General features: G+C 39.6%; 8 protein-coding genes. All 8 read right to left on the reverse strand.

What is annotated here, in order from left to right; genetic code table 11:
* Positions 1–17: 17 nt before the first annotated feature.
* On the reverse strand, positions 18–905 hold the full coding sequence (locus HRT50_RS04030) for a carbon-nitrogen hydrolase family protein (RefSeq protein WP_291611578.1): 888 nt from the start codon (positions 903–905) through the stop codon (positions 18–20).
* Positions 898–4860: a YhdP family protein gene (locus tag HRT50_RS04035; protein ID WP_291611580.1), complete on the reverse strand. Its 3963-nt coding sequence runs from the start codon at positions 4858–4860 to the stop codon at positions 898–900. The genes HRT50_RS04030 and HRT50_RS04035 overlap by 8 nt, the downstream gene beginning before the upstream one ends.
* A gap of 49 nt (positions 4861–4909) precedes the next feature.
* Positions 4910–6367, reverse strand: coding sequence for a ribonuclease G (gene rng, locus HRT50_RS04040; RefSeq protein WP_291611582.1), 1458 nt, complete (start codon positions 6365–6367; stop codon positions 4910–4912).
* A gap of 268 nt (positions 6368–6635) precedes the next feature.
* The gene (locus HRT50_RS04045; protein ID WP_291611584.1) at positions 6636–7295 is read right to left on the reverse strand and encodes a nucleoside triphosphate pyrophosphatase; all 660 of its coding nucleotides are present in this window, start codon (positions 7293–7295) and stop codon (positions 6636–6638) included.
* Positions 7296–7440: 145 nt separating this feature from the next.
* Positions 7441–7920, reverse strand: a complete 480-nt coding sequence (gene mreD, locus HRT50_RS04050) for a rod shape-determining protein MreD (RefSeq protein WP_291611585.1) — start codon at positions 7918–7920, stop codon at positions 7441–7443.
* Entirely contained in the window at positions 7920–8819 is a 900-nt protein-coding gene (mreC, locus tag HRT50_RS04055; RefSeq protein ID WP_291611587.1) for a rod shape-determining protein MreC, read from the reverse strand. The genes mreD and mreC overlap by 1 nt, the downstream gene beginning before the upstream one ends.
* A 216-nt stretch (positions 8820–9035) precedes the next feature.
* A complete protein-coding gene (locus HRT50_RS04060) occupies positions 9036–10079 on the reverse strand; it encodes a rod shape-determining protein (protein ID WP_291611589.1) in 1044 nt (347 codons plus the stop codon).
* 180 nt (positions 10080–10259) lie between these two features.
* A partial coding sequence (locus HRT50_RS04065; protein WP_291611591.1) for a DUF6701 domain-containing protein occupies positions 10260–13592 on the reverse strand: 3333 nt, incomplete at its 5' end.

Below are 13592 nucleotides of genomic sequence, written 5' to 3' on the forward strand. Positions count from 1 at the left end.
AATTATAAGCGCTGCAATTAATTATTCAGCGGCGTGTTTAAAGGTGTAGTCAAAGGCATGCTTTGACGTATACGTGTTACTTCTTGTTTTTGGTATTCAACAGTAATAAAACCTTCACCCGTGGCGATACTCTGTTCAACTTCACCCCAAGGGTTAATGATCATTGAATGTCCCCAAGTTTCCCGGCCATTTTCATGAACGCCTTCTTGTCCTGCGGCAACAATATAGACTTGGTTTTCTATCGCGCGTGCTTGCAATAATGTTTGCCAGTGTGCTTTGCCTGTTACTTTAGTAAAGGCACTGGGTACGGTAATTATCTCTGCCCCAGCTTTTACTAGCTGTTGAAATAAGTTAGGAAAGCGTAAATCGAAGCACACTGATAAACCAATGTTAGCAAATTCGGTGTTAACAACCTTTATTTCTTTACCAGCTTGGGTATAACGCGATTCACAATAACTGTTAGTACTATCACTGACATTGACATCAAATAAGTGAATTTTATCGTATTGCCCTATTAATTCGCCATTAGGACTAAAGACACAACTGCTGTTAGTAAATTTTTTAGCTGAAGACGTTAGAATAGGCACAGTACCTGCGACTAGGTATACCTTAAAGCGCTTAGCTAATTGTCCAAGCGCAAAACAAAGATCGTTCGCGAGTGCCGATTCTTTTGCCAAGCTTAGCTGTTCACTGTCTTTACCACCAAAGTATAAACAACACTCGGGTAAAACCACTAAATTCTGAACCGGCTCATTAACAGTATCATCATGTTTAACTATGTTAGTACTGCCGTTTTTAGCCCTTATCGGAGGCGCGGTAATTTTAGCAAGTAACTCAGCTATTTTAGCAAGGTTGGTGGCGACATTAGCCGCTGATGATAATTGTATCGCTGTCAATTTAACCATCAATTACCTCATTGCTTATAGCTGCTAGTGGCTTATCACCCTTTGACTCATCTTGTTTTTTATCTTCCGTTGGCACTGTGCCCTTGAGGCTAATACTCTTACTTTTACGATCAACTTCTTTGAAGTCAGGATTATCCACAGTGCCAGTTAGTTCAAATTTAAATTCAGAGATAACTTGAGACCTAACGACTTGATCAATGGCAACGCCCGCGAGAAAAGTCACTGGATTCAAAGATGTAGCTATCCAAGCAAGTACAGGTAAACTAGAGGTCAAATTCGGTTTATAAGACATATCATAAGCTAGCTCACCTGTTACTAAGTTAGTATGCCCCGTCATAAACAAATCACCGGCAGTACCTTTCATTTCGGTATTATTGGTCGTTAACAGCCCCTGACTTAATTGATAGTCACCGGTGATATTACTGTAAAACATACCGTCACTAAAGATATCACGGAAGTCCAGCGTGAGCTTACGTACTAAAGATTGCAAACTTAGCACAGAAAAGATCTTTGCTTTATCACTGACATCCGCTAAATAGCCATCATCAAGTCGACCATTGATAGTACCGTTTAATTGACTAACATCGAAGTCATGTAGACCTCCAGCCCAGTTAAGGTTTACGTTGATTTTAGCACCACTGTCTTTAATAATTGATTCATAACCCGCGGCTTTTAATTCTGTCTCTATATCAGCCACCGATAGATTACCCGCTAACGAGGTTATCGATTCTTGCTCGTTATGAAGCCAACTACCAGTAAGGTTTAATTTTGTTGCTCCACGTTTAGCGGTTAAGTTAGTAAACTCTATGGTTTGTTGGTCAACGCGCTTAATATTTACATCAACTTCCCCTAGGTCTACTGAACCCATAGCGCAGCTATCACAATGAAATTTTATTGGCGGAATGTTGGCAAAGATAATATCGTTTTCCGCTTTATCTGGCTGTTTATTTAGTAAAGGCAGCTCAATCTCCGCTACTGCTTTTTTAGCTGGTGTCAGTTTTAAAAACTCAGCATTGATATCTAAACCTTGGGCTAGCCAATCTGGATAAATTTTTATTTGGCTGCGAATTTCATTGGCATTGAGTTGTAATAGCCACCACTCTGGCTTATCTAACAAGTTAAAAGAAACATTATTGAGTTGCTGGCCTAGTATTTGTAACTGACCAATTGAGCCTCTTATTCTTTTAGGTTTCGCTAAAAAAGGGATGGTGTCTTCTAACTCTGTAGTTGCAGTTATACTTGTGCTTATAGTGGGTTGATTAATACTGTCGAAAATATCGCTGATCAGTGGTTGCCATAATGAAAAATCAGCTTGCTCTAACTTAGTAGTTATATGAAATCCGTCACTTGCCAATGCCATAGTGCCTTGTCCCAACATCAAATTAGCACGAGTGAATGCCGTAGTGTCGTGATCTAATAAGCCCGAGAATTGCATTTTATCGCCATAATTGAGCACGACTTTAGACTGCTCCATCTGACCATTAATTTGCACCGATAAGTGATTTTCTTGTTTCTCGCTTCGATCATAAGGGGGCGGTAACAATAACTGAGTTTTGTTTAAGTCAGAATAAAAATTGGCATTGTAAGAAAAGCCACCTTGGTGGTGCTGGTGTAAGGATAAATCCCCTTGCCACGGCAGCTCACCTTGGGTATATCGTCGTAATCGCTGCGGTACATAAGCCAACCATTGTTCTTCTTGCCATAAAGCAGAAAGATTAATATCAGTATCGTAATAATCCGTTTTATCCATGCCAGAAATATCAAGGGCAATAGGTAAGCCTTGCCAAACAAGGGTTAAATTTTTAGTACTAATTTTATCGTTACTAAAACTTAATTGACCTTTAACCTCAGTAAAATTCATCTGTGGTGTTTGCAAACTAGCTTTATTATTATCAAAGTAGATAATGCCACTTGCCAATGCTTGCTCATTATCGTTCAGTGGTAAATTTAAATGAAATTCACCACTGACCTCACCCGTTACTTTTAATTGCTCTAAGACACTACCAACGCTATCTTTAAAAGGGCTTTGATTCATCAAATCGCCAATAAAGCGTGGCTCTGTTGGTTTTATCTCTGCATCTACCGTTAAAATTTGGCCATGAGCTAAATCAGCAATGCCTGCACGCACACCGGTTACATCCAAGCCGGTCAGTTTTCCCGCTCGACCGGTAATTAACATAGAATTATTAGTGAAGTTTAAATTAGCAACAAAGTCAGTGATGGCTGGCCAGTTTTCAACAAACTTAAACTCAGCTTTACTTAATTCAGCATCAACGACAAAAATACCACTACCATCGCTGAAAGGAAAACGACTGATAGGACCATTTATCAAGATCTGGGCATTTTCAACACGGCCAGAGACAACTGCGGAATTAAGATAGCCAACTAAGTTATCACTCATAATAGGTAAAGGTAAGTAACGGCCCACTAAGCCCGCATTAGCATTGGAGACATTAGCCAGTAGCGCTAGATTCACTTCGCCATCAAGCGGCGCCTCGACTTTAATTTGTGCCGATAAGTTAATTTCTTTTGAAGTAAAATCAAATTTTTCAACCGTTAATGCCCAACCCTTATCATCAAATTCAGCATTGAGCTGTCCTGATAAACCTTGATAGGGAAAGGCTTGTACAAACAACTTATCAAAATCTAACTTACCCTGCTCGGCGTTAAAATCAACAGATAGATAATTGCCAACAAAACTTAGCTTGCCAGACACATTTTCTAAGCCCGGTATACCGTGACTAAAGTTGTTATTGAATGAGGAAAAATTTGTCAGTATTTGCAGCTCGTCATTATCTTTACGAATATGTAGATTTTCAACTTTACCCGTTAAACTCATCTCTGCTAGTACATTACGTGTTGCTTGCTTCGCCACGATTAACGGCGCTAATTGCGCTAACATAGCAACATCTATTTCGGACAGGTGTAGTGAAAAATCATCACCTTTTTTAGCTAACATAGCGGTAAATTGTTGAGGTACTTGTTCGTTAAACTGTAATGATAACGGCGTACTATAAAGCTTAAAACTTTGCTCTGCCTTACCTTTAACCAGTAATACTTGCCCGTTATCTAACACTAGCTTTTGCTTTTTTTGGTCAAATAACCAATTCATGCTGCTTTGTGCGATATCTATTTGTAAGCGATCATACTCACCGTTATTGACACGTAACCAAGCGGAAAAATTAATATCGGTTTTAGTTTTATCATCTTCAAGTACTAAAACACTATCTAACCAGGGAGTTATATCGATATGATTAGCTTGTAAGTAAACTTGTCCAGATAAAGTACGGCCCTGCTCTCCTTGCAAATCTACCTTCAACTGTAAATTATTCGAACTTAAGCCATTTAAGACCACACTGCCTTGTGCTTGATGACGTCCATCGGTATTTAACCAATCTAATTGATTAAGGCCAATGTTACGGGCAATGGCCTTATTTCGAACCGTCAATTGGCTTTCACGAATAGAAAAGCGTTTTATACTATGCAGAAAAATATTACTTATAACTTCAATATCATTGGCTTCATTTTTTGTATCAACGATCTCGGGGATATTGTCTTCTTTTGCTGATAGCCACAAGCTTTGGGAGATATCAACTTGAGCACCGGAAAGAATAAGGTTTTTAGTGATAAGGCTTTGTTCTGTCAGAGTTCGCCAAAAATCGACTTGCAATTCAAGTCGTTTAATAAAGACAGAAGCCCTTTCAGTTTCAAGTATTTGCACATCACCAATGACAAGAATAGGCCCTGACCGCTGCCAAGTCATACTTAAGCTGCCAATGGAAATATTCGTTTGCGATATTTCGTTTAAATAATCTTGCAGAGGGATCTTGTAATGCTGCACATAAGGTAAAAATAAACGAAAGGCACTAATTAATACCGCTAACAGCACCAATAAGATGGCAACTGTTTTATAAAGGCGATTTAGCCAACGATTAGAAGTGCTTACAATACTCATTAAAGCTTAGATAGTCCTATATTTGTTATGTTGTAATCGTGCTGGGGCATTACATCATAACAACGTCAAATTGTTCCTGATTATACATGGGTTCGGCTTGTACTTTAATCACCTTACCAATAAAAACTTCAACTTCAGCTAAGTTATGGAATTCATCATTAACCAAAGACTCACTAACCGCACTTGAAGCATAGACAGTGAATTTATCTGCGTCATGGGCACGGTTTACCCGCACGATTTCTCTAAGGACTTCAAAGCAAACTGTTTCTACTGTTTTAAGGTGGCCACGGCCAGTACAAAGTGGACATTCACCACACAATACATGTTCTAAGCTTTCGCGGGTTCGTTGCCTTGTCATCTCAACTAAACCAAGGGCTGAGAAACCATGTAGGCTGTATTTTACTTTATCTTTACTCATCGCCGTATCTAGGCTGTGTAATACCCGACGTTTATGATCTTCATTGTGCATATCGATAAAATCGACAATGATAATACCACCGAGGTTTCTTAGCCTTAGCTGCCTTGCAATAACTTGAGTCGCTTCAATATTGGTACTAAAAATAGTATCCGCTAAGTTACGATGGCCAACAAAAGCGCCGGTATTTATATCTATGGTAGTCATAGCTTCGGTTTGATCTATGATCAAGTAGCCACCCGATTTAAGCTCTATTTTACGATGCAATGCTCGCTGAATTTCGTTCTCGACAGAAAACAAGTCAAAAATAGGACGTTCACCTGGGTAATATTCTAACAGTGGCGTCAATTCAGGGACAAATTCTTTGGTAAAAACCTCCAACTCTTGGTAAGTAAGATTAGAGTCAACCCGAATGCGTTCTAATTCAATACCAACAAAATCTCGTAGCACACGAAATGACAATGACAAATCTTGATATAAAGGTAACTTGGTTTGTTTACGTTGTTTACGGGTTAATACTTTTTGCCATACTCTGCGTAAGAACTCGGCATCATGTTGTAGCTCAAGCTCGCCGGCACCTTCACCAGCGGTTCTGACGATAAAGCCTTGTTGCTCATCACAATAGGGGCTAACAATGTCTTTTAGTCGTTCACGCTCTTTCTCATCTTCAATGCGTAATGAAATACCGGCATGTTGAGAATGAGGCATCAACACTAAATAACGTGAAGCTATGGTTATATCTGTAGTTAATCGAGCGCCTTTCGAGCCAAGCGGATCTTTAACCACTTGCACCATAATTTTCTGCCCTTCGTGCACTAAAGAGCGAATATCTGCTACTTGCTCATTATCTTCATTTAAAATAAGTTTACTTTTAATATCAGAAGCGTGCAAAAACGCCGCTTTTTCTAAATTAATATCAATAAAAGCGGCTTGCATACCCGGTAAAACACGAATCACTTTACCTAAATAAACATTGCCAACAATGCCACGCTTGCCTTGACGCTCAATATGCACTTCTTGCAGTGAACCATTTTCAACCAAAGCAACACGTGTTTCACTAGGAGTAACATTAATTAATAACTCGGCACTCATATATAACCCTTACTTCAATAAATTATTTGTATTATACCATTCCGTATAAAGAAGTGATTACTTAGAACGACATGGGCGACATTAGAACAATCAAAATAGGCGTAGTTATAGTTATTCTACATCAAGCCTATTTTGTGACGTTATCATGGTGTTCCATGTGCTCCCATAGGGCGAGTTTTAAAGGCTTATATACTGCGTTATTGATTTTGATAAGGGAAATAACCATTGCCTACAATCAATGCCTTGCCTATAAGCCTTTAAACTCTCGCTAAGTGATCACTTTCTCATACGGATTGGTATTAATTGCGCCAATAAAACCGGCCTTAGCCAGCAGTTGGGCTGTTTCATATAACGGTAAACCCACTACAGCTGAGTAGCTACCGTTAATGGATTTAACAAACTGTCCGGCAATCCCCTGAATACCATAACAACCGGCTTTATCTTGCGGCTCACCAGTTAACCAGTAAGCTTTAATCTCTGCTGTTGTCAGCGTTTTAAAAACAACATTGGTGGTAATTACTTGCCCTTGCACTCCTGCTTGGCTAGCTAGGGCAACGGCCGTTAATACTTGGTGCTGATTATTGGATAATAGCGATAAAGTCTTAATACAATCGGCTTCGTTATCAGGCTTTCCTAAAATCTGGCCATTTAATACCACACAAGTATCTGAGCCTAAAACCTGGCTGTTGGCTTGCTCTGTTTCAGGCAATAAATTCTGTATATGTTGCGCCTTTTGCTTGGCTAAGCGTAGTACATAGTCATAAGCGGTTTCAGTATCGGCTACTGTCTCATCAATATCACTGACCTGTACGGTAAATTGATAGCCTAATTGAGCTAACAACTCCCTACGCCTTGGTGATTGCGAAGCTAAAATAAGCTTTTGACTAGTATTTTTTGAATTAGCTATAGGGTTTGTCATAAAAATCATTTACTGCTGTTGTAGCTAGCCCTTGAAGAAATGTCGGATTATGTGCTGCTTACTTGCTTATTGTTAGTTAGTAGATAGCGCTCAGTGACTTAATGCATGATTACTTGAAACATTGTCATTTAAAACATGGTTACTTGATGCACTGTTATTTTATACGAAAGTGACGACGAACACGGCGTAACAATAAAAATACCCAAGGCCACAAGACTATAGTCGTTAACACTGGATATAAATAATTCGGCAGGAAAACTACATCACTTAAGAAACGTTGTAGCCAAAAAACCACCAGATGATATTGTGCTGACAGTACACCAATAATGAGTGCCTGTTGCCAAACTGAAAAATTTCTAATTTTTTGAAAATTAACGACAACAATATAAACAGATAAAGCCATTGCACAAGCGTGAACGCCAAGCACAGAGCCAAGTAGTACATCAAGAATAAAGCCCATCACCCAAGCGGTAATAATGTTTACTTTATTCGGTAAGGCTAAGCACCAGTAGACTAAAACAATAAGTACCCAATCAGGGCGAAAAGCATCGACACTAAGTGGCATAGGGGTAATGCTGGCCATCAAGGCGATAAGCAACGTTAGCAGAATAATAAAACCGTTATTACTAAACATTAGGACTTACCCGCAATTGCTTTAATACTCTTTGCAGAGTTAGCATCATTAACTGACGGTGATGTTGACTGCTTGTTAGACTCTTCTTTAGAAAGCAATAACATATAACGTAATCTATCGATTTGCGCGACTGGCTTGCTATAAATAGTGGCAAATTCGCGTGACTCATCGGTGCGCACAAATACTACGCGAGATACTGGATAACCTTCTGGGTACTTACCACCTAAACCTGAGGTAACTAATAAATCACCTTCTTTTATATCGGCACTGTGTGGCACAAAGTTATGAATAAGACGATCAATTTGGCCACTACCCGAGGCAATAAGCCTTATGCCGTTACGTTGAATACGCACTGGAATAGCATGAGAAATATCACTGATTAAAATCACTCGGGAGCTACTAACACCGACATGCAGTATTTGCCCAACAATGCCCTTTTCATCTAGGACCGGCTGACCTTCGTAGACACCATCATTAGCACCACGGTTAATCACCACTTGATGGGAATAAGGGTCGCTATCTACCGAGAGGATTTCGGCAAACATTTTTTTTATTTCATCGCGAACTGGAGAGGAAAGTAATGAGCGTAAGCGTTCATTTTCTTGTCGAACCATACTCAGCTGCATCCCTTGTTCATGGAAAAACAGTTCATTTTCACGAAAGGCTTGATTCTCTTTCATCAATTGCTGACGAATAACTATATTTTCTGCAGCCCAAGTCATCATTTGCTTAGGCGCATTAGCCATATATTGCAAAGGACTCACTAACGACTGTAAATAACCACGGGCGGTTTCAAAACTTGCCATTTTATGGTCGAAAAAAATCAAGGCCGCCGAGCAGAAAAGTACCAAGATAAGTCGGTGTGCTGGGGATGTGCCTTGATTAAAGATTGGGTTCATAAAAAGTTACAGGTAGAAGTGTAAGGCTTTCGTACTTAAAGGTGTCTAGAAAAAGTAAGACAGCACCATAAGAATAAAAAATTTTAACTACATTTGATCAATTACTTATTCAAAGGCATTTAGCTCAAGTACAAGACAATAGCACGGAGTTGACGCTAGTCAATGAGTACTTTTACCGAAGTAATTGGACTAAGTAGCAATAAAAACTTCCAGCGACTATTCGTAAGAAAAGAGGTCGCCACCATGCATATCAATCATTTCTAAGGCTTTACCACCACCTCTGGCAACACAGGTAAGAGGATCATCAGCCACAACGACAGGAATACCGGTTTCTTCCATTAACAAGCGGTCAAGGTCTTTCAATAAAGCGCCACCACCGGTTAATACCATGCCGCGCTCTGAAATATCAGAGGCTAGCTCAGGCGGTGCTTGCTCTAAGGCCACCATAATGGCACTAACAATACCGCTTAATGGTTCTTGTAATGCTTCTAAAATTTCATTGCTGTTTAAGGTAAAGCTACGTGGCACACCTTCAGCAAGGTTACGGCCACGTACTTCAATTTCAATAAGTTCTTCACCTGGGTAAGCAGAACCAATTTCATGTTTAATGCGCTCAGCCGTTGCTTCACCAATTAGGCTACCAAAGTTACGGCGAACATAGTTAATAATGGCTTCATCAAATTTATCACCACCAAGACGAACAGATGATGAATAAACCACGCCATTCAGTGAAATAATACCTACTTCGGTAGTACCACCACCGATATCGACCACCATAGAGCCTGTTGCTTCAGATACTGGCATACCGGCACCAATAGCGGCTGCCATTGGCTCATCAATTAAGTAAACTTCACGAGCACCAGCACCCATGGCTGATTCACGAATGGCACGGCGTTCAACTTGAGTAGAGCCACATGGAACACAAACTAAAACTCTTGGGCTTGGACGCAAGAAATTATTGTTATGCACTTGTTTAATAAAGTGCTGTAACATTTTCTCGGTAACGAAGAAGTTAGCAATTACACCATCTTTCATTGGGCGAATCGCTTCAATATTCCCAGGAGTTCTACCCAACATGGCTTTTGCCGCAGTGCCTACAGCGGCAACACTTTTAGAGCCACCAGAGCGGTCTTGACGAATAGCGACTACAGAAGGCTCGTTTAACACTATACCTTGGTCTTTTACATAAATAAGTGTATTTGCGGTACCTAAATCGATGGAAAGATCGTTAGAAAACATGCCGCGTATTTTTTTAAACATAAGCTCAAAATGTCCTGTAAAGTGCTAATTAAATAGACGCTGTTAAGATGCGCATAACAGATCGGATAATCATACCTTAGTATTTAGCTAATGTGTTGCTTTTTTAAAAGAAAGCCCTAAAGAAGCGTAAAAAAAATGAGACGCAAGTCTCATTTTTTAATTTAGTAGTATTTGCTTACTTTATTTCGCTATCTCGCGTTGGTAAATAATACGGTCGTTACCGCGGTAAATGCCAAAGGTTGCTACAGAAAAGGGGTTATCATTAAACAAACCATCAACATCTGTCGTCACAAATGGGCATTGTAAGTTATCTTCATCAACGGCCCACTTATATTGCAACCAAGGAGCTATAGCGTAACTAACACATACTTGCCCTATATTACCGGCCCCTGGAGCTGTTAATTCAATGGCGCGTGTGATCCCCGGTGACACTTCAGAGATAAATTCACCCAAAGCAGGTAGAATATTGGGTAAAGGCGGAGCTAAACTAAAGTTGATTAAATCAATATTAGTTAAACTCATATTAACAGCATTATACTGCGTGCAATTATCATCAACACTCAGCACATATTGACCATCTTTAAAGTAGTTCACGGATAGTGGCTGAGGTAAGCTAGACGTTTCTGGGCCATAGCTATTTTCCAACTGAGCTCGACCAAAGCGAATCGGTATTTCTCTCGGGTGTAGCGTGACTATCAAGCCATTATTAATATCACCATCATAATCCTCTGTTGATATACCATCTCCATCAATAATTGATGTCATTGCCAAGTCAATATCAGAAGGAAATTCATTGATTTCACTGTTAGTTTCTTTTAAATAAACATAATTATCGTTATTGGCATAACGATAGGTAATCTTACCGGCAGAATCAGTAATGACGGGGGGAGATAAATGAGCCTGTAGGTTGACAAAGTTGCCATCCTTACCAGTTCTCCTTGCATCTGTAGTTGGTGTTAAGCGCTGATAACTGCTTTCTGATAACTTGAAAAAACCTTCAATATAGTTTTTGGTCAAGCTACCACTTTTGTTACGTGCTGCAATAATAATACCCGGAATATCACCCAACAGCACTTCATAACCTATAGCACCAACATTCGTCGCTGACATTTGACCACTATAAGCAAAGAGTAGACCTGATGCTCCACCAGTACTGCAGGTTGCAGTTAAGTCACCATTAATGACTTCAGTTATTTCGAAATATGCAGGAGTGAAACGCCCAATATAGGGCTCATTACCTTGCACATCACTGGCTCCTAAATAGCTGTTACCCTTTAGATTAGCCGCAAAACTAATAATACCAACTTCGGAATAGCTAACTGTATTATCACTGGCAATGCCATTGGTAAAACTAAATGTATCACTTATTGTTAAGGCACCTAGTACACCCGTACTTGGTGCAACTAAAGCATGTGACACCTCTGCAGTTGCCGGTGAGTTTTCTTTACCGAAGTTTACCGTTACGTTATTATTAGATAAATCAGCGCCAATATCAGGTACATCATCATCATTGCTATCATCAGTACTTTGCCAAACAACCGCTTTTAATTGTACTTTAAAATCTTCCCCTGCCTTTTTAAATATATCACCATTTTCATCCGTTGTTACAGGATCTGGGTTATCTATAACATCAATAAAAAATCCAAAAGGCCGAACAACAAATTTATTAGATGAACCAAGCATATAATTACCACTTGGATCGCCATTATCATCTGGAATATTATAACGAGCATGAAGCTGAATTTTACCCGCATCAGGATAAGTGAAAATAAACTCAGCACTGTTCACCTTATCATCACTAAAATCTAGGCCAACTGAACTGTATGAGAGTACCGCATTATTATCGAGAGTAACTATATTGGCTGATGTGCTTAAATTGTTTATTGCCACTTGGCTGCCCGCACACGCAATAGGGTCAATACAAGTAGCGGCCATTTCAATCGCAGTAGTATCAATAAAGGCAGCTTGACAAGCTCCTGTATCAGAATTTTTCTCAATCGCTTGAATCTTCAATATGTTTGATGGCTTGGCAGATACTTGTGTGGGTATAGGGTTCGTTTCTATATTTTCATAAAACCTAAAACCAGTGTCAGCAAAAAACAAGTTACAGCTGGTGGTACTGCTATCAAAACAGACTGCTGGGCTTGTTGGTATTATCGATGCACTTTCGATCGATAAAATGGTTAACTCAGATTTTGTATATGCAAGATTGGCGGTACCCTCACCAGTAAAACTGATAGTATCAGTGACAACATTAGAGCCTGTAGTTTTAACGACGAGCGTTACGGCTTCATCACTTTGTGTACAAGTACCGTCATAAGTATTAGTGCAGGCTTTAATGATAACTTCTTCTGCTGCGCAGGTTAAGCCATTGCCATCATGAATTATTTGATAATGATTTATTTGTGAGAGACCAACACAAGCTCCAAATTTCACCTTATAGCTGAGAGCACCGTGCTTTAAGATTTCATAACCTGAAGGCGCGGCATTACTGCGGATGTCATTTGAAATAGATATCTCTAAATAGTCGCCGCCGCTACGTTCAAAAAATATCGCGGCTATATCAAAAATAGAGTCTTCAGTTAAGGTAAAAGATCCTCCAGTATTTGAATTACCAGTTGGGTTTTCAAACCTTAATTCATTACTCTCACCACTGGTTGAGCTGCCAAATTTATTGAATAAAACCGTATCACCAGACAGTGTATCCATAATAAAACTAAAACCATCATCTGCCTCAACATAAATAGTATAACTACCTGCGGGCAAGCTGATCGTTCCAGAGGTATGCACTAAGAAGTCTGAACCACTAACACCTGCACCCACACCGGGATAGGGTAATGTACCTAAAAAATCGTGACTTGAGCCACCAAAGTCTACCCGGTCAACTGTACTTGTGCCACTTGCAGCGACATTATATGTGCCGCTATCAATTAAACCAGATGTAGGGGAACCTGCAGTCAGCCACGCAGCATAAATGGTTAGTGCTTCCGTTGTAGTATTTATCTTAGAATTACTGCCGTTACCATCAATTCTAATACCAACGGCGTTTAGCTGACCAGGAATTGAATCACATACATCACACTCACGAGAGCTACCATCATAATTATTGCCCGCATTTTGATTGGTATAAATATCATTGATTTCAGTCGTTGATAAAACCCTATCAAACAGTAAAACTTCATCAAGTAAGCCTGAAAAGGCTTGTGAGCTATCAAAACCGCCACCAAGAGAGTCTTGCTCTTGCCCTAAAATAAAGCCCGTGGCATCAACATCAATGGCAAACTCACCATTATTATGTGTCGAACAGCCCTGTAAAACATTATCAATATATAAGCATAACTCGCCATTATTAACATTTGTCTTTCGAGTCCAAACATGATGTTTCCATGAGCCTGTACTGATATTACTGACAGCAGTTTTGGTAGATGCATTAAAAGGGCTTTCTCTTAGGGTAGGCCAAGAGCTGGAATTATTTTCATAGTAAAAGACGGCTTCATTAGACTGCGTGCTATT

It is taken from the genome of Colwellia sp. (assembly GCF_013215345.1).
GTDB lineage: Bacteria > Pseudomonadota > Gammaproteobacteria > Enterobacterales > Alteromonadaceae > Colwellia.